Below are 24655 nucleotides of genomic sequence, written 5' to 3'. Positions count from 1 at the left end.
CGTTCACCGTGAACGTCGCAATCAATATTAGGATCAGTTCGATCCTAGCCGAAAGCACCCTATCCGTCAAGAATGCGATGACCGGTTCCTCACTTCCACAGAATATGGTAAGTATGTTATCATAGCAATAGGTATCACCAAGTCATGGCGGTAGTAACTCTCGTTTTTCTTCCGTTAAACAATCAAGCTGGAGCAAAGAATGCGTGCTGCTCAAAAGCTCTTTGTCGACGCAACGATTGTCTGCTTCTTGGTGATAGCTTGGTTTAAATTATGTAGTGGCATAGAACACAGCCTCGAAGTAGACGCCACTGCTGATGAGCTTTTTTATCTCTATCAGGGCACTACCCTAACCTTCTTCCCCGACTACGGCCCGCTGTACGGCCTATGGTACTGGCTGCTCCAGTGGGCTACACCTGATCGCATCGACCTCTACTATCTGAACTGGCGTATGACCACCCTCCTACCAGTTCTCGCGTTTTACCTGCTCTGCCGACTCAATCGAGTTACACCGATGGTCAGTGCGGTCGCGGCATGGTTATTGCTCATCTCGTCGATCAACGTGTTGACATGGCCGCGCGTATCACACTTTGGGCTATTCATTGTGTTGCTAAGTCTCTCCGCGATTAATCTATTTCGATCCCGTAGTCGGAGCAGCTTGGCTATCACTACCGGCTTACTGGCAGCTAGCTATGTTCGACCGGAATTGTTCTTATCCTACATTATTGGATTAAGTATTGTTCTGATCGACCTCATCCGTGATTATCGCCAAAAACGACTGTTACCATGGATAACCATGGGCATAACCGGCTGCGCGCAACTTGCTCTCCTGACTTGGCAAGGAGTTCCGGTGACCGAGGGACGCAGTTTCGTAGCATTCTCTCAGCACTTTGCAACGAGCTGGATAACATGGAACACTAGCCCGCTAGATCCTTGGGAAGATCACAGAATCGTTATGCAGACCGTCTTTGGCGAAGCAGATACTGTTTGGGAGGCTTTTTTAGCCAACCCGACGGCCATCCTAGGTCACGTGGTACAAAATGTAATCCGATTGTACCATATGGCAGCGCTGTTACCTGTAGGTGTTGTTCTAGTTGATGTCAACGCTGACCGAATATCCAAACTCTACTTTTGGGTACTTCTCTTCATGGCACTGGTGGCATTTTTGATGACCCTTCATCTTACTCGTCGCTCAATCAGTGAGCTACTTTTTTCCAAAGAGCATAACCGCTTGCGAGTATGGATAATTATTTGCACAGTACCGTTCTTATATACAATAATATTCATCTTCCCAAGGATTCATTATTTACTTTTATTTACAATCCCTTTGCTTCTCTATATTATAGTTGTGTATACCGCTAATCAAGCCCGAACGCCACCGCGCCTAACTGAATTAGTATTAACAGTCTCATTAATGTTCTTACTCACTCCAATGCCATACGACAATCAATTGAAAATGCCATGGCAAATGCAATGGCACACGCCGGCACTACGCTTCTTGAATACATTACACTCTGTGCAACAGGCTCAGTTAACAGTCTTAGTGACACACGACGCCGCTGGATTGTATATCCCAAAGTTCAAAAAGGTAATACAACACCGTAACAATGATGATATGTTCATGGATCACCTTGAAGAAGCTGACATCATTATTTTACCCGAACCCGATGTTTTATCTCCCGAGATCCGGCGCTTTTTCAATGATCCGCAACAGTACGGCTTCGAACCTGTACGCGAACCGTACATCCCAAGTTTATTTGTACGATCAGAGTATCGTCAACTATTCTCACCGAAATAACTTGACAAATTTCTGAGTACACTTTATCCTAGCCCCGTGCCTTTAGGCAACAATCGCTGTCACCCTGATCACCGGTTATGAACAGAAACACTCGCATACTTTACTGGATATATATTGCGGTAGCCTTGTTTTCGTGGTCGCCGAGTAATATATTAGGTTATCTTGCACCACTACTTTTCTTGTTCTCAACATCGTTGCTCATACCTCACTGGCATTTTCTTGCACTATTCATACTTTTAGTAATAAGTTGGACTTTCCAAACCATTTTCTATGTAATAATTAACCCTGATTTCCAGATTGTCAACTCCTTTGTGGCTTTTATGACTTGGTCAGGATTGATGATTTTAATGATCTTTCCATACAATAAATCTATTCAGTATGACGTTCTTTGTAAAAAACTATCTTTTTTTGCATGGATACTCTTACTTATTGAATCAATCCTTGCTATAGTACAATTTTTGTATGGCTTCATAAGGTCAGGAAGCGCAGATCTTGGTGTTGGAGACATAGTTGAAGGAACTTTTCATCCCGACCTAGAGCCTGACTTGTCCTTTTCTAATCCGATGTTTTCTATAGGCATTTCGTTACTTCTTATTTTTCTTTGGAAAGATGTAAGAAAAAGAAACTTATTAGCATACGTTATTTATTTCATTGGAGCGACCAGCTTGGTGTTAGCATCAACACTTCATGTCATAGTTATACTTGGGGTAACTCTATTTATAAGCGCCATGACGATTTTAGTAAAGATAAATCTTCGGAGATTAACAATACAATATTCTAAAGGTATATATATTATCGCGGTATTGATCTCAACTACATCATTCACTTTGCTTTCTCTCCAACCCTTAAACACTCAAAATCTATTATCAGGTCATTATCTATCACGAGATACGCCCCGGACTGCTATCATAGCTGTTATCCTTCGAGACCTACCTGAGGAGTACAGTTTTTTCCCACTATTTGGGCTCGGTCCTGGGCAATTCGCAAGTCGAGCTGGACTAATAAGCACCGGTCTCTATTTTGGTGGTCAATGGACAAAAAATTTTTCTGAGATAACTACTCAGGCACAGATAAAATACCTACTTCCCCTGAAAATTGAGCAATCTGAGAATCCGGCGTTTGGTAGAAGTTCGACCGCAGCACCTCATTCATCGTGGATTGCAGTATTGTCAGAGTGGGGTTATTTAGGTGTCATGGTTGCAATACTATTATTACTAATAATACTGAACAAAGTAAATCGAGCCGTACACTCTTCTCCAACAGAAAGATTTATATTGACGTGGGGTATTTTATTTTTCTTCTTTCTAGGTTGGGGTGAGGTATACTGGGAAATACCGCAAGCTTGGTTCCCTGGACTAGTGCTACTCAAGCTAATGTACTTTGAATGTAAACAGAGTGCCTCAGCAAGTAAGAATACTTGACAACATCATCAGGCTATGCTATAGTAAAGAACGCTCATACACTACAACTATACGTACTATATTTGATCTATTAGTTATGATACAATTAATAAAGTTCAAATACAAAAAAATCTTGACACAAAAAAAAGTAGTTAAAAACTCCTTTTATTTGTATTTTGCATTACTTACAAATCAAATACTATCATTACTTACGGTTTCATATCTATCACGAATGCTTGGTATCGCAAACTACGGAGTGCTTGCTACTAGTCAGGTCGTGGTATCATACATTCAGATCTTTATGGATTTTGGAACTTTTCTTTACGGTTCACGAAAGATAGCTGCGATGCTGGCAGTCGGTGATTCCGTAGAACGGATCATTGTTGCAGGTTTTTGGTCAAAAGCAATTCTTCTATTGTTTATCTTCGTATTTCTTCTAGTATTTCAACTATCTCCAGTTTTGAATCTAGTTCCAGAGCCTCACCTGGAACAAAAACTGCTGATCGCTTTAGGTCTTTGTGCGTTAGCATCTGCATTCAATCCGAACTGGATATACCAAGGATTTGAGAAAATAAACATCATTACACTTTTAGATGTCAGTAATAAGCTAGTTACGATAATATTCGTCTTTTGGTTAGTTCAAAAACCAAGTGATGTAATATTTCCCATTTTTATCAGTGGTTTTTCAAGTATAATACTATACGGAGCAGCAACTATTCTCATTATTAATAAAAACAAAATAAAGATACTTTCAGTACGTTGGCAAGATGTATTCGTTTTCTTGCAAAAGAGTAGTATCAACCTTGTTTTTCAACTATCCACCATACCGTATACATCTGCGCATCTGTTTATACTAGGAACACTCGCGTCGCCCTCAACAGTCGGGGCGTTTGCAGGAGCACATAGAATTTACCAATATATTCTTACTCTTTTTCATCCGATAATTCAATCCTCTTATTCAAGAGTTTCTAGTCTCGTATCTGTGGATATGCAACGCGCAAAATCAGTAGTAAACTTTTCATTGGCAATCCTGTTAGTTTTTAGCTTGACTATCACAATCGTGTTAAATATTTTTTTGCCAAGTATTATCAATCTACTGCTCGGACCTCAGTTTTATGAATCGGTTCACATCTTACGCACACTATCAATAGCTATTCCGTTTGTAGCAGCTTCTGGATCACTTGCCATATCTTGGCTCATGCCCCTCGAAAAAACAAACTGGTTGAACGTGATATGTATGCTAGCATCACTTATCTACTTTCCTGTTGCTATTAGCTTGTGTATGTTTATAGGTGCTACTGGTATAGCAATTGCTGTTGTCATTATTGAAGCGTTTGTCACTATATCAATCCTCACGATTTTGTATCGAAACAGACTACTACCGTTCCTTCCAAAGTAGACACAGGGAGATAGCCATGTTCAAAGGGTACAATTACATGTGTAACACCCGCTGGACGAAGAAGATACATGCGTCTTCTTGCACCTTAATCATCAGATATCGTTGACGAATGGCATATTCTGATAAGATTATATTTGGCCGAAAAATCTTTCTAAAATCAGACTTATCCCTCAATCGGATGGTCAAATTCTTGGTAACCGTTCTATTAATTTATCATTTAGATGGAGGATGACTTTACTGAGAAATTTGTTAATTTTAGGATTCAGAGCCAATGTTTTCTGGTATTTCCGTTACTATCGTATCGCATTTACTTCAACAAAATCAAAAAAGCAGGAATCAATAAGTAATCATTATTTTGATGAAATAGGCTGGAAAGATCCTCTATTTGCATATAGTCGTCCATAGTGGTAATGTTAGGAATATATATTAAAGGACAAACTCCTATTACTCTTAACAGATTTTCGATCAACTGTATGTCTTGGTTAGAAAAAGATTTTAAAAAAGTTTAATGCGATTATCACGGCGATGAAGAAGAGTTCTTAACAGTTATCAAACCAGCAGAAATATCGGCAGTAAACTGCATACTTGGCCATGCTGTGGTATCACACTTCGCATTCTTTACTCAAAGATCGTTTCTTGATAAAACCAGTATACTTCAAGATTACGAAAAAGCGATTTATTTATCGAGATCAAAAACAATTCTACGAAACTATCAAAAAACTAGAAGTATCAAAGCACAGAAATGACATAACTAAATCAGTAATCAGATCACTTATAATTTTCTTATCTTATTCTATTAACTAAAAGCCATATCAATAGTGACATAAGTCTCGTACCTGGAGAAGGGTATGAGTTACAGATGTAATGACTACACATGAGTGATGGTGCAATCTTTGATTGATCGCCGACTGCTTAGGTAGAGTTGTAACTGCAGTGAGCACGCGTGCAGTGTTCGTTTGGTACCGATGCCGATGATGCGATTTTTGGACAAACGTCTGGCTGTGTATGGCATCATAATGACTGTATCTCGTCGGAAGTTGCCGGAAGCAACCAACCACTCAGGATGGACTTACTGAGTAGTAGCTACCAATAATAGGAAAACATCATGATAAGCACAGACTGGCTCATCGTTGGATCGGGCTTCACTGGAGCAGTATTAGCAGAACGGATTGCGTCACAACTGAACCAAACTGTACTTATTGTCGAGAAACGCGATCATATTGGTGGAAACGCTTTTGATGAATTCGACCACCATGGGATACTCGTTCATCGATACGGCCCGCACATTTTTCATACTAATAGTCTAAAGGTTTGGAATTACCTATCACAATTTACCGAATGGCACCCTTACTATCATCGCGTCCTGGCAATTGTGGAGGGGAGACCCATTCCTATCCCTTTCAATCTCAACTCTATCGAACAGCTCTTTCCAATTAGGTTAGCCGAACAACTGCAGACCAAACTCATTTCGCATTTTGGTTTCGGCACAAAGATTCCTATCCTAAGAATGAAAGAAGTAAGTGACTCTGACATACAATTTTTAGCAGATTACGTATATCAAAATATATTTTATCACTATACTACGAAACAATGGGGATTAAAGCCAGAAGACCTTGATGCTAGTGTTACTGCTCGAGTACCAATCTACATTTCGCGAGACGATCGATACTTTCAAGATACATACCAAGCTATGCCTAAGCATGGCTATACGAGATTGTTTCAAAGAATGCTTAGTCACCCAAATATTCGTATATTACTAAAAACTGATTACCGTGAGATTTCTGACATGATCAAGTATCATAGAATGGTCTATACAGGACCCATTGATGAATTTTTTGATTATAAGTATGGCAAGCTTCCATACCGCAGTCTTCGATTCCAGTTTGAACACTACCAGGTGGCACAGTATCAACCTGTCGGGCAAATGAATTACCCTAATGACTATCAATACACCAGAATCACTGAGTTTAAACATCTCACTGGTCAACAGCACCACGCAACTACAGTAGCTTTCGAATTTCCGGTAGAGCACCGTACCGGTGAAAATGAACCGTATTATCCGATTCCCAGTAGCGTAAACCGAGAATTGTTCGCTAAGTACCGTGCTGAAGCAGATGCTCTACCTACAACAATCTTCGCTGGCCGGCTTGCTGACTATCAATACTACAACATGGATCAGGCGATAGCGCGTGCACTCAAGATTTTCGACACTTTACGCGCAGCTGGTACACCAATTATCATAAACCGGTAGTTTGCCTGATGTAGCAGGACTGAATGCGGTATCACCTTTTGATTTCAGGGAAGTCTTCAAGATGAACTTTTATAAGTAAGTTATGGATCACCGGGAAGAGATACAGGAATAGGAGACTACAGTGCTGGAAAAGAGAAGAATCACTCTATTCTTCGCAGGCTTACGCGTGGTTATTACAGATATACGAAAGCTTACTGTAATAAGTATTCTATTATTTGTTACTGTATTCGCCATAATAACACTATACAAACAGATAAAGAATTACTATAACTATTATTACGCAATGCAACTAATGGAACAAGCTATTGCTATTGAGCATAGAGACTACGATTATACTAGTTGGTATCCACTCTCAAATCCCCTAGCAAAACAAAAGTTAGAAGAGGTATTAGTCATTCTTAATCAGACAGACTTCTCGTATCCAGATTTCCTTCGTGCAAAGGCATTTGTCGAGGCGCTCGGAGGAGATATAGAATCTTCAATAAGTACACTTTCAGCAGCTACAGCTATATCACCAGATAGTCTACTACTCTGGAATGAGCTCGGCGTCGCCTACTACACACTAGATACTTCTTCTGCGAAAAGCACTATGCAGATCGTAGCACCCACCCTGACAAAAGATTCAACTGTTAGATGGCTACTTCCTGAAAAAATACCATCATTATCACATTGGTGGTATCCGTCACTTCTAGGAAACTATCCAGCTTATCTCGACAAGAAAGTTACTTTCCATTTAGAAGTTCCGTTATCACATCAGTGGTTAACGTTTAAAACAGTAACTCTCAGCGACTCCATAATTGTAAATGTGTACGTGAATAATGAGCTGATAGCGAGTAAGCCTCTGGAAGAGACGATGGTTTGGATAAATCATGTCGTAGATTTAAGTCAGTGGTTGGGTCAATCGATACAGGTTACAGTAGAATTAAGTGTTAAAGGGAACGATAACAATGTCGCTTTATCTGAACTTAAACTCACAAATGGTCATCCTTGCACCATACTAAACTGCCATGCAATTGCTTTAGCTGCTTGGAAAAAAGCAAGATTATCTTCAAAGGATTTTACGACCGTTTTAGAAACAGTGGAGCACGAACAGAACTACGAAGTTGCCTCTAGCGTAAAGGCTCTCATCGAATATCAGATGAAACAACATATTGATCAAGATACACGATTAGACTGGCAAATAATTGAGAGCTTTGCTAGCGATTATGGCATTCAGATTTGCCCTTGGTGTGGTCTTGACATGAACAATGCATACTTCAGAACGAGTAATGGAATGTTAGAGTTAGGGAATCATACTGCTGTAGTCTTGGGCGGCCTAAATATCAACACATCTGAATCGAAACATTTAGTTATCAGACTGCGTAGCAAGCATAGTGTAGGCACCGGACTTGTCACGGCAGAGGTGTACTTAGACGGCAAACCATTCGAAAGATATTTTCTTGATACTAGCTCGGAATGGCAATACTGGCACATACCTGTCGATGGCGCACGTCTCCATATGATGTTAATAGCTGTACGCTTCGATCAGAACAGCGAACTCGAAATTGACTGGATTGCATTATCGAAGAATTAATAATATACTAGTTCGGTTCTTATCTAGATATAACAAGTTGACTTGCTGCTATAACAAAAGATGCAGCGGACATACAAAGGAGACAACAATGGAGCCAATGCGTATTAAACCAATATCTCATCATCCACTGGTCTCAATAATTATTACCAACTACAATTACGGACAATACGTGGGCAAGGCTATAGAGAGCGCTTTAAAGCAGACATATCAACATTTTGAAATAATTATTTGCGACGACGGATCAACCGATAACTCGTTAGATACTATTAGAACATATGCTGAGCGGGATGATCGTATACAGTTCATTGCCAAACAAAACGGTGGACAAGCTTCAGCTCTTAATGCTGCATTCCAACATGCTAGAGGTGAAATTGTATCTTTCCTAGATGCTGATGATGTTTGGTTTCCTTGTAAGCTTGAAAAGACTGTTCAGGCGTTTCGTACAAACCCACAAGCAGGGTTTGTATACCATCGACTTAGGATTATCTACACAAATGGGCGTTTCATACGAGATTATCCTAAAATAAGATCACTAATTACTGGATGGCTGTTACCAGAATCTATCCATCATTTTTGCGAGCCTCCAGCTCCATCCTCAGCTATTTCTCTTCACCGAGATGTTGCACTTCGTGTTTTTCCTCTCCCAGATTCGTTTCGATCAACGGCTGATGCTGTGATCTGTCTTAGAGCATCCACAATCACCGTCTGCTACGCTGTTCCCGAAGTGCTTGGGACCTGGACACAGCATGGGGGTAATCTGACTAGCTACGGTCAACGAAGAACTGCAAAAGACATAGAACGATACATATCAATGGCTAGAAGTGTATTACAAGACAAGGAATATTTTGTCAAGATTAACTATCCCACACTTGTAATAGACAGGAAACGCTGGGAAGAACAAAGTCTTGGACTGACACTATGTACATACTACCTCTACTCAGGTAATCATCCCAATATCGACGAGATCAAAAAATACAGAAGGGGCATACGTCTTCTATGGTGGCGACTACTCTTCGCTCTACCCAAACCTTTTGGGAAGCTAATACACCAAGCTTGGACAGAGAGTCGATTGCATTCATTCTTTGCAGAATTATAATCTCATTCTCATATCTTCGTATAGTGCAATATTGATATTTGAGACACCTTTGATGGCGTCTATAATGTACGATGGCTTTGGTGCATGAAAGGTTGACAAAGGGGGCGTGACCGTGTAATTTATGACAAAACAAAAGCACACACGTTCACGCCCAAAGCTATTATACCGTGTCAAGAACTGGTCTGAATACGATCAAGCGCTGGTTCAGCGCGGTTCGCTTACCATCTGGCTGTCGGATGAGGTCAGCGAGAAATGGCGCTATACAGGCGAACAACAGCGCGGCGCCCAATTTGAGGACAGCGACTGGGCCATCACCATGATGTGGACCCTGAAGAAACTCTTTCATGTGCCCAACCGCGCCACGGCAGGGTTTGTGCGTGCGATATTTGGGTTGATGGGGGTGGACTTGCCTGTCCCCGACCACACCACCCTGTCGCGGCGGGGCAAGGGATGGAACGTGAGATTCCCGAAAAAGGTCAGCGGGCATCTTGATATCATCATCGACAGCACCGAGCTGAAAGTTTTTTCATCATCTAATTGCTTTGTCACTTCCAGGCATGTTAAACACTAAGGAGGTTATCTATGCGAGTAGGAATCGACATGTATCCTTACCATATATTTAAAACTGGGATTCGTACGGTTATAGAGAATTTATTACAAAGATGGCAAAAACACTTCAATCAACACGAATTTGTTTTATTACAACCATCACGAAAAATTATTACACAACCACGCACAAAACTAGAAAAAGTCCGAAATCATCTCTATCACTTATATTGGTCACAGATAGAGTCACAAGTTCAAGCAAAACAACGGCGCTGTGATCTTGTCTTCGCAACTTGCATGTTTAGTCCCTATCACCAACTTGTTCCAACAGTAACCCTAATTCATGATATGGCACTCTGGCGCCATCCTGAATGGTATCCTCGATGGTGGCTGCTGATTAATCGTATATTTACTGAATATCCGGCACGCAACATCCGGCATATTGTAGCTGTATCGGAATATACTCGTCAAGACATCTTGACGTTCTTCAAACTACCAGAATCACGAGTTTCTACCATCTACTCAGGCGGAGATTTACCAGAAGTAGACCCTCGAAATGATCGTAGTATATTGTATCAATACAATATTCCAGAAACAGCAAAATATATTTTACATGTGGGTCTCTCTATACCACACAAGAATTTACCGAGATTGGTTGAGGCCTTTGGGATCTTAGTTAAATATCTTCCAGATCAACCACTCTTTCTTGTCCTAGCAGGTCCAAAAACAAACACTCACGGACAATCTGACGATTATCGTATTAAAGAAAAGTCATTGCAATATAACATTAGTAATCGACTGTTGTTCACCGGTTTCATCCCAAAAGAACATGTTACTGTCCTGTATCGAAATGCATATATATATGCTTTCCCGTCGCTTTTTGAAGGGTTCGGGTTACCGCTAGTTGAGGCAATGTCTAGCGGAGTTCCAGTTGTGGCATCAAATCGTGCTGCTTTACCAGAGATTGGAGGAGACGCTGGGTACTACTTTGATCCACTCGATGTTCAAGATATAGTTAATGCTTTATACACCGTTGCAACACAACCTTCTCTTCGCCAACATATGATTCAGCGTGGCATCGAAAGAGCAAAAATATTTTCTTGGAATAAAGCAGCAGCTCAATATGTCGACCTCTTTGAAGATATAGCACGAGGTTTATAAGATGAGAATTTTACGAGTTCACATATATTACCAACAGCCTGGTAGCGAAGTCAGTGATTCCAAACCGAAGTTGATCCTCTCAAAAGGTACGGTCGCCAAGTTGTCTGTTTTACTAAACACAATAATATGATTACAATATCTCTTCTATCTGTTACCTAGAAAACGATTTGAGATTCTTTTCCGCATTAGTCCAGCTTATTCTAAGAGAATGGCCAGACATGATTTGCATAAAAATTGCCTCTTATATCACTGTCTGCTTACTATGTAACTCATCAAGAATAAGTACCTGTTGTTCAATCACTACATAATTTACCGTCTCTTCTATGCTGATGCCTTTTTCCTACGCAATGGATCAGTATGTGAATCTTGTCTTGACAAACTAATATTTCCGGATCTTTACTGCAAGTGCTACCGTGATGGTTCCTTTTCGACGTCTGTCGTTACAGCATTACAGAATTATTCATCGATTTATGAAAACTTGGCAACAAGGCAACAAGTTGTTGTTATGTAGTTCCTATCAATTTTACTCAAAAATTCTGAACTTCCAAGTACAAAGTTGTAATAAAAATCGTATTTTCTTACTGAATTCGGGAAATTGCTCTTTCATACAGGTAATCATCAAGACATTGACCACGAGGTTACATTTAGGCGATCTACATATAATGCTCGCACTCACTAGTGAGGAAAACTGTCAACAGATCTTGCACTTGTACCAAGAAACTGTTATAATGAGGTGGGTAATTCATACTACTAGATCATAGGTTTAACTATGGGTATCGCTATTATTACCGGGTCGGCCGGCCTGATCGGTTCGGAAGCGGTCACATACTTTGCCAATCAGGGTATGGATATCGTCGGTATCGATAATGATATGCGACGCTATTTCTTTGGTGATGAGGCATCAACACAATGGAATCGACAACGGCTGGAGAGCGAAGTTAGGCAATACAAACATTACGAAGTTGATATTCGCGATCGTGAAGCTATTGAGCGTATTTTTGCCCACTACGGTAACTATATTCGCCTGGTCATTCATACTGCTGCCCAACCGAGTCACGATTGGGCAGCACGTGAACCGATTACTGATTTCTCGGTTAATGCAACCGGTACGCTTTATCTGTTGGAAGCAACCCGTCGCTATGCTCCAACGGCAGTGTTTATCTTTTTGTCGACAAACAAGGTCTACGGTGATACTCCGAATAGACTGCCCCTGGTCGAGCATGAATTGCGTTGGGAAATCGATCCTTCTCATCCTTATACAAACGGTATTAGTGAAGATATGCCGATTGATCAGAGTCTTCACAGTCTATTTGGAGCATCAAAGCTGGCAGCCGATGTTCTTGTGCAAGAGTACGGTCGTTATTTTGGTATGTATACTGCTTGCTTTCGTGGTGGTTGTCTTACCGGTCCTAATCATGCCGGAGTTCAACTCCACGGTTTCCTCGCTTACCTGATGCGCTGTACCATGACTGGCAAACCATATACCGTCTTTGGTTACAAAGGTAAGCAAGTTCGCGACAACATCCACAGTGCCGACCTTATTAGGGCATTTGACGCTTTTTTTCGTAAACCGCGTATTGCTGAAGTATACAATATAGGCGGAGGAAGAGCGAGTAATTGTTCGATATTAGAGGCTATTCAGCTATGTGAATCGATAACCGGTAAGCCACTTACATGGCGTTATTCGGATGATAACCGCATCGGTGATCATATGTGGTGGATCAGTGATCTGCGCCGTTTTCAAGAGCATTATCCAGAGTGGCGTATTCAGTATACAATCCCTGATATCTTGCAGGAGATATTTGAAGCTAATCGTGACCGCTGGTGCTAAATATTTCAACCAACTTTTGTCACGAGGAATTGCTTATTATGGTCGATAAAGGCAAATACAATCTATTAGGTGTTCTTATCAATGCTATTGATTACGAAGCAGCAGTTAACCGAGTATTAACTGCTGCTCATCATTGTCAACCACTCACTCTATCAGCTCTTGCTGTGCATGGCGTAATGACCGGAGTTCTAGACGCTGAGCAACGCTACAGACTCAACCACCTCGATATTGTTGTCCCTGATGGGCAACCGGTACGCTGGGCGCTAAACATCCTTTATCGCCTCGGCATCAGCGAACGCGTTTACGGACCGACTCTGATGCTACGCATCTGTGAACGAGCAAGTCTCGAGGGACTACCGATCTACCTATACGGCAGTCGGCCTCAAGTGCTACAACAGCTTTGTAACAATCTACAGCGGCGATTTCCGCATCTTATTATTGCCGGAGCACGGCCTTCACAATTTCGTCGGCTGACCGCGGAAGAACAGCAGGCTATTGCCGCTCATATCAGAACCAGCAGCGCTGCCATAACTTTCGTTGGATTAGGCTGTCCTCGACAAGAGGTATGGGCTTACGAACACCGCGATTTGTTATCAATGCCAATTATCGCTGTAGGGGCAGCCTTCGATTTCCACGCCGGCCTTCTGCCCCAAGCCCCTCCAATGCTCCAGCGGCTTGGTCTGGAATGGGCATTTCGTTTATGGCAAGAACCGCGTCGGCTGTGGCGAAGGTATCTATTGCTCAATCCACTCTATGTGAGTCTATTATTCGCCCAATTAGCGCAATTACAGCGCTTTGACCCCACAGGACACGCACCTAAACCAATAAGATATGGATAGAAAGAGAGTCTAATCATAAACATCCATAACGTTCATCTGCCAATTTTACGCTTTTTGCAGAAGGATAATGAAAATCTTTGAAAAACACTTCTTACGCATAGTAGAGTAATGCCTCTTGATGTTGGTGGAGTTCCTTGGGTGGTTGCAGATGGAAGAAATTTTTCATTTTATGATCACTCTTTCGATATTGTATATAGCAACTCAATCATTGAACATCTAAGAACATTAGAAAATCACAAACTATTTGCTAAAGAATGTCAGTAAGTCAGACCTTATTTCCAGATGATGAAATCTGGTAAGAAAAGGTTGTCGGTTTCACAAAGTCCTTGATAGCTGTACGCAAATAACACGTAGCTTAATTGCTATGGAACGTCGTCGTTTATCGTACCGTTGCAGAATATGAACGCACGCTGTTCGACATTTGTAATATCAACTGACACTCGCCGTCACTATATTTTTTCTATGTTCTATCACTACCGGATCAGGAGCAACGTATGCGTGTCCTCAATCTCGGATGTGGAACGAAAGTCAGTGCGCACCCGGACGTGGTAAATATTGATTGGTCAATGTATGCACGGCTTAAGCAATCGCGGCTCGGTAGTCTGCTGGCACCACTCGTGCTTGACGCCGAGCGACTTGCACGGTTTCGTGCGCTGTCGTCCAACATTCGAGCGCATAATCTCGCAAAAGGGATTCCATTTCCTGAAAATTCAGTAGATGTCGTATACCACTCACACGTGCTAGAACATCTTGACCGCGATGTCGCTGAGAATTTATGAATGAAGTCCGGCGCGTCCTGCGGCCAAACGGGTTTCAACGTATTGTCGTACCCGATTTAGAACAACTTTGTCGCGATTATATACTGCATATCCAACTGTCAGAGCAATCGAGCCACGAGCAGTATCGGCATGATGAATATGTAGCCGCAATTATTGAGCAATCGGTGCGGAAAGCAGCCTTTTCAACGAAATATAAGAAACCGTTGCGTCGATTCATCGAACAGCTTGTTTTGGGTGATGCTCGGCGGCGAGGCGAAACCCACCAGTGGATGTATGACCGGATTAATCTGCGAGTCTTGCTTGAAAGAACAGGATTCCGCAATATCACGGTGCTTGCGTATAACACAAGCAATATCCCCAATTGGGAACGCTATGGGTTAGATGTCGATACCGATGGTCGTCAGTATAAACCCGGATCCCTATACATTGAAGCACAAAAATAGGATAACCTTTGAACGACTAAATAACTTGTCCTTTACTATACCGTGTGCTATACTACCCCTCGACATACTCCACGTTATGGGTGGGAAACCGCCGAGCCTGGGTGAAGGCGCAATCAAGCTGATCACACTGCAGATAAGCGCCTCCACGTGAGGAGTAGGAATGATCGAACGCTTAAGTGCGCGCTTGATCGGCAGCGTCATCGTATGGGATCTGATTGCAACCATGCTGTGCTTCGCATGGAGTACCGGTACCCCGTTATTCACAATCCAGCACGTGATCCTCTACGGTAGTGTGATCACGATTTGGTCGTTAGTGTTTATCATTCTCGCTCCTCAGCAAGCACTCTTTACCCATACCCTGCCCGAAGCTACCATCCGCTTGTTCCTCACCATTGGCCTGGCAGCAACGTCGTTGGCCGGGTTGCTCTATCTGCTCAACGGGACAACGCTTGAACGCAGTACGTTCGTAACCTTTGTTGCGCTTGATCTGGTCATTCTTAGTCTCTTCCACTTCGGCTTCCGCACCATGATCAACCACTGGCGCCGCGTCGGCGCCGGGAGGCAGACGCTGATCGTTGGTAATGCGGCTACGGCAACACGGCTCGCAGATGAATTCAGCTGTCGACCTTGGACGGGGGTGCAAATCGTCGGTTATGCCTCAGATGAATGCGACGAACCGGTTGCACTGCCCCGGCTTGGCAGTCTGAACGATCTAGTCACTATTGTGCAGCGTCACCGGATTGATGAAGTCATTTTTGCGTTGCCACCGGCACAGTACGACCGCGTTGTCGAGTTATCCCTCCTGCTGTTGCGCGAGCCGGTGATGCTCCATACGGTTCCGACCGCGCTCGATTTGGTCTTCGCTCGGACACCAGTTGATAGCGTTGGTGGGATCCCCCTCGTCTCACTCCGTGAGTCGGCCCTCACTCTCTCGCAGCGCATTGTGAAACGACTGTTTGATATTGTCGTGAGTTTTGGGCTGATTGTCCTCCTCGCACCACTGATGCTGGTGATTGCGCTCTTGATAAAGCTCGAATCACCCGGCCCGGTGATTTTTACGCAAGAGCGTATCGGTGAGCACGGTCGTCGGTTTAAGATGTTCAAATTTCGCAGTATGTATATCGATGCTGACCGGCGCTGGCATGAGGTGGCAAAGCGTGATGCGACGACCGGGAAACTCATTCACAAGCAGAAAGACGATCCGCGGGTGACCCGTGTGGGCCGGAAGCTGCGCCGTACCTCGCTCGATGAGTTGCCGCAACTGTTTAACGTCTTGCGCGGGGAAATGAGCCTCGTCGGACCACGCCCCGAAATGCCGTACATCGCTGCTGAGTATGAGCCATGGCAATGGCAGCGCTTCCGTGTCCCGCCCGGCATGACGGGCTGGTGGCAGGTGAACGGACGGAGTGAGAAACCGATGCACTTGCATACCGAAGATGATCTGTATTACATTCAAAACTACTCGTTCTGGCTTGACCTACGCATCTTAGCCAAGACGCTGGTAGTGGTGTGGCAAGGGTATGGCGCGTACTGAGGCAATGAAGCCGGCATTTTCAGCCTTCGCCCTTCAGTGGCGGCATTTGTTCGCCCAATATGTTGCTGAATGGCGGATCATCCGCTGGCTCGCACCGCTCGTTCTGATACACTCGCTCGTGTACGTCTTTCTCGTTCCGCCGTGGCAACACTACGACGAACCGGGCCACTTTCTCTATGCAGCCTACATTGTTCGTGGAGGGATCGCAGCACCGGACAATGTCGCAATTGCCCGCGAAGTAGCTGATTCGATGTATCGCCATCATTTTTGGCCGCCGGATGTACGACCCGACTTGCTCAGTCCACATCCGCCGGGAATTCCAACCGACCAGCGCCATCATCCACCGCTTTACTACCTCGTGATGGCGACGATCCTCTATCCGCTGCGCTATTTGCCGGTTGAACTGCAACTGTACGTCGGCCGACTCGTCAGTGCGGGGTTGATGATGCTGACCGTCCTCGCCGTTTGGCGCACGGTACGGATTATGGCTCCCGACGAGCCACATATGGCAATCGTACTGGCGGCATTAGTGACAATGGCGCCAGCGTTTGTCGATCTGATGAGTGCATTCAATAGTGACGTCCTGATGAATTTCGCGGCAGCGGCAGCGTTTTTAGGTATGGCTATCATGCTCCGTGACGGCTGGCGTCCGTCCGGCTTAGCGCTGGCGCTCTTGGGTGCCACCGTCGCCATACTGACCAAACGCACGGCATTGCCACTGGTGGTACCGCTGATGCTGGCGCTTCTCTGGACTGGCTACCGGCGCCCGATCCACCGGTGGATATATGTACTGATGGGCGTAGTTGCTATTGGAACGTTGGTCGTGAGCAGCGTTACAGTGACCGACGAGGGCGTGCAGACACAACCTTGGCTGGCCACGATTGAGCGCGATTATCTGCGCGTCTCACTGGTGCCATGGCTAATGTCGTGGACTGATTGGGAACGGGCATGGCCGTGGTACCGGCGCACCGTAGAAGTTGCCCATAGCCACTTCTGGGTCCGGCTCACGTGGGGCCACGTTGCCGTGTTACCACCACTAGGTGATTGGCTGGTCGGAGGGTTGAGCATTGCTGCCCTCATTGGCCTTGTGCGTAGTACCTTCATCCGGCACAAAGACCTCTCACTCGCACAACAACGGTGGATCTGGCTGTGTTTGTTGGCAGTGGGTATCGCATGGCTCGCGTTGTTTGGTCGTCTCCACCCGTTACCGGAAACCGGCAACACCTACATTCCGCGCGGTCGCTATCTATATTGGGCAGTGTTGCCGACGATGTGGCTCCTTCTGCTCGGTTGGCAACATCTCTGGCCCGCGCACTGGCGGGAGTATAGCCCGTATGTGCTCCTCGCAATCCTGGTCGGTCTGGATGGCGCAGCACTGGTCACCCTCTTTATTTTTTACTATCATTGACAAAGCGCAGGACTATCTGCTACAATCGGTCAGGAATACCACGGATCGACAGGCAAGCGTATGATGAACGATGAAATTGATTTGAAACCCTACCTGCAAGCACTATTACGACGCTGGTGGCTCATAATAGGTATGGCCGTGATTGGTGGGACGATTGCTGTCCTGCGCATACCACCATATACGGCCAGTTCATCACTGCTAATCGTACCCGTCAGTTCTCAGGTTACCCTCGATAATCGTTTTACCAGTCGCGACTCACTCCTCTTCACGACGACGACCAATCAGCGTGAAGCGTTGTTGGGGCTTGCCGAAGATCTTACCTTGGCAGCGAGCGTTGCCGATACCCTTAGTGCGGCGGGCATATTACCCGCCAACTCTAGTGACAGTGCATTAAGAAAATTACTTGATCGGATTACGGTCGAAACCAATGGCGATCTGATAGAAATTACCGCTCGCGCCGACAGTAGCGACCTAGCACGCCAGATTGCTGAAGTATGGTCCAAAGAGTATGTCCGCTTGGTCGTCAAAATCTACAGCCGTGATGTGGCATTGTTTGAGTCGGTACAGCAACAGTTAGTAGAAGCCCAAGAACGCTATCGCACTGCACAGGCTGCTGTTGAAGCATTCATTGCGAAAGGTGAACTCACCGAAGTTGAACAAACTGTACAGCGCTTGAGTGATATCGTCAACAGCGCACGTTCTTCGGGCACTGAACGTTTTGCTTCGTATCTACGCCGTAACAACGAGTTGGAACAGGTCTTGCGGGATGCACAGCTCTTACGGGCCCGGCTGGCCGGGCAACCAAATGCCGATGGCAATACCGCCGATGCGGTAGCGGCATTGTTGCTCAGGATTCGCAATCTGAGCGATCGTGGAGCTGACCGCCCGATTTTGCAAATCGATTCTTCGCTCACAGATCGGGCAACTGTGACCTTAGCGGAGCTCGATCAATTGATAGAAGTTCTTGATACTGAATACCGTGCAGTTCGCGCCGAAATACAGCGGTTGAGTCGACTTCAGCCGGAAGAGTTAAGCCCTGAGATCAGCCAACAATTGTACGAACAACTAGCCGCAGCGCAAACCCGATTAGAACAGCTTTACGGTCAACAACGTGAATTGACACGAGATCGTGATACTGCATTTGAATTAGTGCAAGTATTATCGCAACGGATTAATGAACTGCAATTGGCCGATTCCGCACCTCAAGTAACCGTGCGTTACCTCGGCACGGTAAATAAGCCGCCTTCGGTTTTGGAACGACAGGTGATTACGCAAGCTGCGATTGCTGCTCTCGCCGGGATTGTCCTCTCCGCAATGGTCGTTATAGTACGTGAAGCTATAGTTATTGCCCGCCGCAACCCATCAACCCAACCGAAACCGACCGGTGATTAGTGATGAGGAAGCTGTAGATCGGTGTGTTGTCTGGTTAGGTTGCGCTGGCCAAAAAGTCCTATTAGGGACTTTTTGGCGCTATTTCCTTTATCATCTATCCAGCTATATTGAGACTCATCGTTAAAGGCATTCCGTATTCTGTGTATTGGAATTCATACATCTATGAACCGACCGCTCATTTCGGTGATTATTCCATGCTACAACGAAGCTGCCACACTGCCAGACATTCTCGCCCAAGTAGAAGCGGTGAACCTCGACAAAGAGATTATTGTGGTTGACGATCATTCGACGGATGCAACACCGGCGCTCTTGACCGAGATGGCGCGTGACCGTCCGTATCTGACGGTGATCCGCCATCCCCAGAATCGCGGGAAAGGTGCCGCAGTCCGGAGTGGGTTGGCCCATGCCCGGGGCGAGATCACGATTATTCAAGACGCCGATTTAGAGTACGATCCGCAAGACTACTACGAGTTGGTGAAGCCGATTGTCAATCGACGAGTCGATGTGGTATTCGGGAGCCGGTTTCTCGGTCGTCATACCGGAATGTATTTTTGGAATGCACTTGGCAACAAGTTTCTTACCTTCCTGACTAATTTTCTCTTTGATTGCTGGATCTCTGATATGGAAACTTGTTACAAAGTGATGCGCACCGATATTTTACGGGATTTACGACTTGAGAGTAATGATTTTCGTATCGAGCCAGAAATTACTGCTAAATTATTACGAAGCGGCTACCGAATCTACGAAGTTCCAGTGAGTTATCTAGGTCGCACCTACGAGGAAGGTAAGAAAATGAAACCGATTCAGGGAATTTACGCCATTGTTGCGCTCTTAAAGTATCGGTTTTGGCACTAACACCATGATCGCGGGGCTGATGACACCAACCGGTGAATCCACCGACAGCGGGGATGCGATGGCGGAATGAAGCGTCCATACATGCGTGTATCGGCGTTGAACTGGGCTACGGCGTGGGCGCGTGGGAAGCGCGATGCTTGCTCGAACATGCCGGTCATCGGTAATACTTGTGCAATCAGATAATTTGTGATACAACTCTCAGGGAAGGCAGGTGATGGGCCTGTCGTCATTCCGCGGAGGGGCGGGCGGTGCAGGAACATTCCGGCACGCTCGCTTTTCATTCATAGCGAGGAATCAATGCGCATTGCGATGCTGAGTGTGCATAGTAGCCCGTTGGCCCGCCTTGGCGGGAAAGAAGCCGGTGGCATGAACGTGTATGTCCGCGAGTTGGCCCGTGAGTTGGGACAGCGCGGGATAGGGGTTGATATTTTTACCCGTAGCCAAGATCGAACAACACCAACGGTGCTTCCGCTAGGACGTGGTGTCCGCTTGATCAGTTTGCACGCCGGTCCGGCTGCACCCTACGATAAAAATCTGCTCCTGACCTACTTGCCGGAGTTTGTTAGCCGGGTACGCTGTTTTGCCGATAATGAAGATGTGAGTTATGATCTCATCCATAGTCACTATTGGCTGTCGGGTGAAGCGGCGCTGCGCCTCCGTCATGTGTGGCGCGCACCGGTCGTACAGATGTTTCACACCTTGGGAGCAATGAAGAATAGTGTCGCTCGCTCGGAAGAAGAGGTGGAGACTAAGCGCCGCATTGCGATTGAACGGCGTTTGATGCGGGAGGTTGATGCCGTCGTCGCCGCTACACCTCTTGACCGGGCGCAGATGGTGTGGCACTACGGCGCTGACGCGAACCGCATCAGGGTGATTCCGTGTGGGGTTGATTTACGCCGATTTCAACCGGGCGATCGTATGCAGGCGCGGGCAGCGCTCGGGATTACACCTGATGCGATAATGCTGGTATGCGTGGGGCGGATGGAGCCGCTGAAGGGGATGGATGCGCTGATCCTAGCAGCAGCGCGGTTGCTAGCCCAACATCCAGAATGGAAAGAGCGATTGCAGGTAGTGCTGGTCGGCGGCGATGATGAAACGCAGCCAGAGCGGTGGAATAGTGAACAGCGCCGGCTAGATGGGCTGCGGCGCGAGCTTGGCATTACGGCACAGGTGCAGTTTGCCGGCGCACAACCGCAAGAGCGGTTGCCGCTTTACTACACCGCCGCCGATGTGGTGGCCGCCCCCTCGCATTACGAATCGTTTGGCTTGGCAGCGCTGGAAGCGTTAGCGTGCGGGGCGGCGGTAGTGGCGTCAAATGTGGGCGGGTTGGCGCTGACGATTGAAGATCGCCGCAGCGGTTTGCTGGTTCCGCCGGATGATGATGCGGCGCTCGCTGCCCAGATCGAGCGCATTCTGACCGACGCAGCCCTGGCCGCGCGGCTGCGTTCGGGAGCAGTACAGCGTGCGGCTGAATATGGCTGGCCGGCGGTGGCGCGCCGCATTATTGCCCTCTACGATGAGTTGTTGCAGGTGCATGCGGCGTTTTGGTCGGAACGGCGATTGGTGCGGGTATCGTGAAGCGAACGTGGGCGTTAATCATTGTCGGTTTGCTCTATTTTGGTGTCGGCTGGATTCTGTCGGCAATCGGGCCGAGCTTACCCGGTTTGGCCGTACAGGTGAATCGTGATGTTACCGAACTAGGGGCCGTCTTTACTGCTTTCTCACTCGGTGCAGTCCTGGCGTCGGTAGGTGTGGGCGCTGCAATTGGGCGCTGGGGTATGCGTACCGTGATCGCCGGTGGTGCTGCTCTAATGGGTGGTGGCATATTGTGGGCCGGGTTTAGCCCAACGCTCCTCGGTTTATTGGCCGGTACCTTGATCGGAGGGTTTGGGTATGGCGGAATGTTGGCCGGGGGGAATCTGCTTATTGCACGTCTGTATCAAGGTGCTGCCGGAGCGCTCAATGCGCTCAACCTTTTTTTCAGCGTTGGCTCAATCGGTGGCCCGTTGTTGGTAGCCACAATGATTGGACTATTCGGCCAACCGCAAGCGGCGATTTGGCTGGCCGCGATCGTGATGTTGGTGTTGGTGGTGCCGGCCCTGCGACTCGGTGAACCTACCCAAGCGTCAACAGCGCAGATGTCCGGGGCGCCACGCTGGCTGGCCGCAGTGATGTTCGGTCTAATCATGTTTACGTATATCGGTACCGAGATCGGGATCGGCGGCTGGATTGCGCTGATCCTCGAACGAGGGGCCGGGCTGGCCGCACCCCAAGCAGCATTAGGTACGAGCCTCTTTTGGGGAATGTTGACCGGTGGACGGTTGGCCGCTACCTTTTGGGGTGATCGCTTGGGGCCGCTGAAGTTGCTGTTGTTGTGTTTGGTTGGTCTAGGGCTGGGTGGAGCGTTGTTAGTTATCGGTACCACCCAATCTGGACTAGCATTAACGGCAGTGGCACTGATGGGTCTAGCGTGTGGGCCGATTTTTCCCACCACGATGCTGATGATTACGCATGCGGCTGGACGGAGCGGAGTTGCGCTGAGTGTCGCGCTGACGATTGGTACCGGCGGAGGTCTGTTTCTGCCGGCCTTATTTGGCTTGTTCATCGGCTGGTTTGGGCCGGCAATGGGATCACTGTTGGTCGTGGCCGATGCTAGTCTGATGGTGGTGATGTTGGCCGTGGCCTATCGCGGAATGACGCGATCGGCACAACTGGCCGGTATGTCGGCCCAATAACAATGTGAGCAAGGCAAGGCACATGTGCAAGTAATTGCGACGATAGCCAACGGGTAGGGGTAGGATGCTCTCAATCGATCTCAATTGTGATTGCGGCGAAAGCTATGGTGCGTTTCAGATCGGTGACGACGAAGGCGTATTACCATTCGTCAGTTCGGCCAATATCGCTTGCGGTGGGCATGCCGGTGACCCAATCGTGATGCGGCATACAATACGCCGCTGCCGTGAGCTGGGTGTGGCAGTAGGAGCGCATCCGAGCTACCCCGACCTGCACGGGTTTGGCCGGCGCGTGTTGCCGATGTCACCGGCTGAGATTGAAGCATGGGTGTTGGCGCAGATCGGGGCGTTGGCCGCTATTGCACGCGCCGAAAGGGTTGCACTCAGCCATGTGAAGCCGCACGGTGCATTGTACAACGTGGCTGCACGTGATCATGTGGTGGCCATAGCTATTGCCCGTGCGGTCGCCGCGTTTAGCCACGATCTCGCCCTGGTTGGCTTGGCCGGTTCGGCGTTGATCGCTGCCGGTATTGAGGCAGGGCTGCCGGTGCTGGCCGAAGCCTTCGCTGATCGGGCTTACGAGGCCGATGGCCGACTGCGTGACCGACGGTGTCCCGATGCGTTGATTATTGACCCGATAGCGTGTCTCAAACAGACACTCAGTATCGTGCGCGATGGTGTCGTGATCGCGATAGACGGTACGCCGGTACCATTACAAGCCGATACGATCTGCTTGCACGGCGACACGCCAGGGGCTGCCGCCCGCGCAGCGGCACTGCGCCACGGTCTAGAGGCAGCAGGGATTACAGTGCGAACACCACGATAATGACGGCACGTATTGTCCCAATGGGTGAGGCGGCGTTACTGGTGCAGTGGTCAGTTGATGAAGCTCCCACAGGTGCGCCGCTCGCGTTGATGACTGCGTTAGAGCACCATCCGCCGGTGGGGTTGGTCGATCTGGTGCCGGCGATTGATACGTTGTTGGTGTGCTTCGACCCGTTAGCAACTGACTACACCGAAGTAACTGATCATGTTCAGCGTCTGATTGCCCACTCGCGATCACATGCGCCGCCGGACGGGCGTGAAGTAACGATTCCGGTACATTATGGCGGTGACGCCGGGCCTGATCTTAACAATGTTGCTGAACAGGTGGGGTTGTCACCTGCTGAGGTGATCGCAATTCATACGGCAACCGAGCAGCGGGTGCTAATGATCGGTTTTGCGCCGGGATACCCGTATTTGGGCTGGCTCCCACCGGTACTGTATCTACCACGGCGGGCAACGCCCCGTGTCGCGGTGCCGGCCGGTTCGGTGGCAATCGCGGCCGGTATGACCGGTATCTACCCTGCTGTCTTGCCCGGTGGTTGGCATTTGATCGGACGTACCGACGTGCGTTTGTTCGATCCAACTGCCGATCCACCGTGTCTCCTGCGACCCGGTGATCGGGTGCGGTTTGTGAACGTAGAGGCGCAGAGGAGGCAAAGACGCAGAGGGTGGTCAACGCAAAGACGCGACGGGCGCAGAGGACGCAAAGAGGTTTGAACGCAAAGACGCGACGGGCGCAGAGGACGCAAAGAGGTTTGAACGCAAAGACGCGACGGGCGCAGAGGACGCAAAGAGG

General features: G+C 47.1%; 21 protein-coding genes. All 21 read left to right on the top strand.

Translation table 11 applies throughout. The features are described 5' to 3' along the window. Nucleotides 1-199 precede the first annotated feature (199 nt). The 21 genes from ACP5OT_RS15860 to pxpB all read left to right on the top strand — a co-directional run bounded on the left by ACP5OT_RS15860 (nucleotide 200) and on the right by pxpB (nucleotide 24576). Complete coding sequence (locus ACP5OT_RS15860) at nucleotides 200-1795, top strand: hypothetical protein (protein ID WP_428132701.1); 1596 nt, start codon at nucleotides 200-202, stop codon at nucleotides 1793-1795. A 320-nt stretch (nucleotides 1796-2115) separates the two neighbouring features. Beyond that, nucleotides 2116-3216 (top strand): hypothetical protein, encoded by a 1101-nt coding sequence (locus ACP5OT_RS15855; protein ID WP_428132698.1) that lies wholly within the window; start codon nucleotides 2116-2118, stop codon nucleotides 3214-3216. 76 nt (nucleotides 3217-3292) lie between these two features. After that, nucleotides 3293-4594, top strand: a complete 1302-nt coding sequence (locus tag ACP5OT_RS15850) for an oligosaccharide flippase family protein (RefSeq protein ID WP_428132696.1) — start codon at nucleotides 3293-3295, stop codon at nucleotides 4592-4594. Between the two features lie 1108 nt (nucleotides 4595-5702). Next, nucleotides 5703-6845 carry a UDP-galactopyranose mutase gene (gene glf / locus ACP5OT_RS15845; RefSeq protein WP_428132703.1) on the top strand — a complete coding sequence of 381 codons (1143 nt, stop codon included), beginning with the start codon at nucleotides 5703-5705 and terminating at the stop codon, nucleotides 6843-6845. A gap of 292 nt (nucleotides 6846-7137) precedes the next feature. After that, nucleotides 7138-8418: a hypothetical protein gene (locus ACP5OT_RS15840; RefSeq protein ID WP_428132694.1), complete on the top strand. Its 1281-nt coding sequence runs from the start codon at nucleotides 7138-7140 to the stop codon at nucleotides 8416-8418. 88 nt (nucleotides 8419-8506) lie between these two features. After that, nucleotides 8507-9514: a glycosyltransferase family 2 protein gene (locus tag ACP5OT_RS15835; RefSeq protein ID WP_428132692.1), complete on the top strand. Its 1008-nt coding sequence runs from the start codon at nucleotides 8507-8509 to the stop codon at nucleotides 9512-9514. Nucleotides 9515-9635: 121 nt separating this feature from the next. After that, entirely contained in the window at nucleotides 9636-10085 is a 450-nt protein-coding gene (locus ACP5OT_RS15830) for a transposase (RefSeq protein WP_428132689.1), read from the top strand. A gap of 11 nt (nucleotides 10086-10096) precedes the next feature. Beyond that, the gene (locus tag ACP5OT_RS15825; protein ID WP_428132686.1) at nucleotides 10097-11221 is read left to right on the top strand and encodes a glycosyltransferase family 4 protein; all 1125 of its coding nucleotides are present in this window, start codon (nucleotides 10097-10099) and stop codon (nucleotides 11219-11221) included. A 769-nt stretch (nucleotides 11222-11990) separates the two neighbouring features. Then, entirely contained in the window at nucleotides 11991-13052 is a 1062-nt protein-coding gene (locus ACP5OT_RS15820; RefSeq protein ID WP_428132683.1) for an NAD-dependent epimerase/dehydratase family protein, read from the top strand. A 38-nt stretch (nucleotides 13053-13090) separates the two neighbouring features. Next, complete coding sequence (locus ACP5OT_RS15815) at nucleotides 13091-13891, top strand: WecB/TagA/CpsF family glycosyltransferase (protein WP_428132681.1); 801 nt, start codon at nucleotides 13091-13093, stop codon at nucleotides 13889-13891. A gap of 108 nt (nucleotides 13892-13999) precedes the next feature. Further along, a complete protein-coding gene (locus tag ACP5OT_RS15810) occupies nucleotides 14000-14155 on the top strand; it encodes a class I SAM-dependent methyltransferase (protein WP_428132679.1) in 156 nt (51 codons plus the stop codon). A 230-nt stretch (nucleotides 14156-14385) separates the two neighbouring features. Further along, the gene (locus tag ACP5OT_RS15805; RefSeq protein WP_428132677.1) at nucleotides 14386-14670 is read left to right on the top strand and encodes a methyltransferase domain-containing protein; all 285 of its coding nucleotides are present in this window, start codon (nucleotides 14386-14388) and stop codon (nucleotides 14668-14670) included. Continuing rightward, nucleotides 14667-15113 carry a hypothetical protein gene (locus ACP5OT_RS15800; RefSeq protein ID WP_428132675.1) on the top strand — a complete coding sequence of 149 codons (447 nt, stop codon included), beginning with the start codon at nucleotides 14667-14669 and terminating at the stop codon, nucleotides 15111-15113. The genes ACP5OT_RS15805 and ACP5OT_RS15800 overlap by 4 nt, the downstream gene beginning before the upstream one ends. A 160-nt stretch (nucleotides 15114-15273) precedes the next feature. Then, nucleotides 15274-16647: a sugar transferase gene (locus ACP5OT_RS15795; protein ID WP_428132673.1), complete on the top strand. Its 1374-nt coding sequence runs from the start codon at nucleotides 15274-15276 to the stop codon at nucleotides 16645-16647. Next, a complete protein-coding gene (locus ACP5OT_RS15790) occupies nucleotides 16634-18055 on the top strand; it encodes a glycosyltransferase family 39 protein (protein ID WP_428132670.1) in 1422 nt (473 codons plus the stop codon). Before ACP5OT_RS15795 ends, ACP5OT_RS15790 begins: the two co-directional genes overlap by 14 nt. A 63-nt stretch (nucleotides 18056-18118) precedes the next feature. Next, nucleotides 18119-19447, top strand: coding sequence for a Wzz/FepE/Etk N-terminal domain-containing protein (locus ACP5OT_RS15785; protein WP_428132668.1), 1329 nt, complete (start codon nucleotides 18119-18121; stop codon nucleotides 19445-19447). A 162-nt stretch (nucleotides 19448-19609) separates the two neighbouring features. Continuing rightward, a complete protein-coding gene (locus ACP5OT_RS15780) occupies nucleotides 19610-20302 on the top strand; it encodes a glycosyltransferase family 2 protein (RefSeq protein WP_428132665.1) in 693 nt (230 codons plus the stop codon). A gap of 297 nt (nucleotides 20303-20599) precedes the next feature. Further along, nucleotides 20600-21880, top strand: coding sequence for a glycosyltransferase (locus tag ACP5OT_RS15775; protein WP_428132662.1), 1281 nt, complete (start codon nucleotides 20600-20602; stop codon nucleotides 21878-21880). Then, nucleotides 21877-23037 carry an MFS transporter gene (locus tag ACP5OT_RS15770; protein ID WP_428132660.1) on the top strand — a complete coding sequence of 387 codons (1161 nt, stop codon included), beginning with the start codon at nucleotides 21877-21879 and terminating at the stop codon, nucleotides 23035-23037. The genes ACP5OT_RS15775 and ACP5OT_RS15770 overlap by 4 nt, the downstream gene beginning before the upstream one ends. A gap of 64 nt (nucleotides 23038-23101) precedes the next feature. Beyond that, entirely contained in the window at nucleotides 23102-23860 is a 759-nt protein-coding gene (locus ACP5OT_RS15765) for a LamB/YcsF family protein (RefSeq protein WP_424676205.1), read from the top strand. Then, nucleotides 23860-24576 carry a 5-oxoprolinase subunit PxpB gene (gene pxpB, locus ACP5OT_RS15760; RefSeq protein ID WP_424676204.1) on the top strand — a complete coding sequence of 239 codons (717 nt, stop codon included), beginning with the start codon at nucleotides 23860-23862 and terminating at the stop codon, nucleotides 24574-24576. Before ACP5OT_RS15765 ends, pxpB begins: the two co-directional genes overlap by 1 nt. The last annotated feature ends 79 nt before the right edge of the window (nucleotides 24577-24655 follow it).

The organism is Chloroflexus sp., assembly GCF_049970315.1.
In the GTDB taxonomy this organism is placed as follows: Bacteria; Chloroflexota; Chloroflexia; order Chloroflexales; family Chloroflexaceae; genus Chloroflexus.
This window is presented reverse-complemented; position numbering and strand designations above follow the sequence as displayed.

What these genes read in the sequence shown, in the direction of transcription:
- ACP5OT_RS15855 (WP_428132698.1), top strand. Translation starts at nt 2,116, where the DNA reads ATGACTTGGTCAGGATTGATGATTTTAATGATCTTTCCATACAATAAA.
- pxpB (WP_424676204.1), top strand. Translation starts at nt 23,860, where the DNA reads ATGACGGCACGTATTGTCCCAATGGGTGAGGCGGCGTTACTGGTGCAG.
- ACP5OT_RS15820 (WP_428132683.1), top strand. Translation starts at nt 11,991, where the DNA reads ATGGGTATCGCTATTATTACCGGGTCGGCCGGCCTGATCGGTTCGGAA.
- ACP5OT_RS15785 (WP_428132668.1), top strand. Translation starts at nt 18,119, where the DNA reads ATGAACGATGAAATTGATTTGAAACCCTACCTGCAAGCACTATTACGA.
- ACP5OT_RS15815 (WP_428132681.1), top strand. Translation starts at nt 13,091, where the DNA reads ATGGTCGATAAAGGCAAATACAATCTATTAGGTGTTCTTATCAATGCT.
- ACP5OT_RS15800 (WP_428132675.1), top strand. Translation starts at nt 14,667, where the DNA reads ATGAATGAAGTCCGGCGCGTCCTGCGGCCAAACGGGTTTCAACGTATT.
- ACP5OT_RS15860 (WP_428132701.1), top strand. Translation starts at nt 200, where the DNA reads ATGCGTGCTGCTCAAAAGCTCTTTGTCGACGCAACGATTGTCTGCTTC.
- ACP5OT_RS15835 (WP_428132692.1), top strand. Translation starts at nt 8,507, where the DNA reads ATGGAGCCAATGCGTATTAAACCAATATCTCATCATCCACTGGTCTCA.
- ACP5OT_RS15840 (WP_428132694.1), top strand. Translation starts at nt 7,138, where the DNA reads ATGGAACAAGCTATTGCTATTGAGCATAGAGACTACGATTATACTAGT.
- ACP5OT_RS15790 (WP_428132670.1), top strand. Translation starts at nt 16,634, where the DNA reads ATGGCGCGTACTGAGGCAATGAAGCCGGCATTTTCAGCCTTCGCCCTT.
- ACP5OT_RS15825 (WP_428132686.1), top strand. Translation starts at nt 10,097, where the DNA reads ATGCGAGTAGGAATCGACATGTATCCTTACCATATATTTAAAACTGGG.
- ACP5OT_RS15810 (WP_428132679.1), top strand. Translation starts at nt 14,000, where the DNA reads ATGCCTCTTGATGTTGGTGGAGTTCCTTGGGTGGTTGCAGATGGAAGA.
- ACP5OT_RS15805 (WP_428132677.1), top strand. Translation starts at nt 14,386, where the DNA reads ATGCGTGTCCTCAATCTCGGATGTGGAACGAAAGTCAGTGCGCACCCG.
- ACP5OT_RS15830 (WP_428132689.1), top strand. Translation starts at nt 9,636, where the DNA reads ATGACAAAACAAAAGCACACACGTTCACGCCCAAAGCTATTATACCGT.
- ACP5OT_RS15775 (WP_428132662.1), top strand. Translation starts at nt 20,600, where the DNA reads ATGCGCATTGCGATGCTGAGTGTGCATAGTAGCCCGTTGGCCCGCCTT.
- ACP5OT_RS15765 (WP_424676205.1), top strand. Translation starts at nt 23,102, where the DNA reads ATGCTCTCAATCGATCTCAATTGTGATTGCGGCGAAAGCTATGGTGCG.
- ACP5OT_RS15850 (WP_428132696.1), top strand. Translation starts at nt 3,293, where the DNA reads ATGATACAATTAATAAAGTTCAAATACAAAAAAATCTTGACACAAAAA.
- ACP5OT_RS15780 (WP_428132665.1), top strand. Translation starts at nt 19,610, where the DNA reads ATGAACCGACCGCTCATTTCGGTGATTATTCCATGCTACAACGAAGCT.
- ACP5OT_RS15795 (WP_428132673.1), top strand. Translation starts at nt 15,274, where the DNA reads ATGATCGAACGCTTAAGTGCGCGCTTGATCGGCAGCGTCATCGTATGG.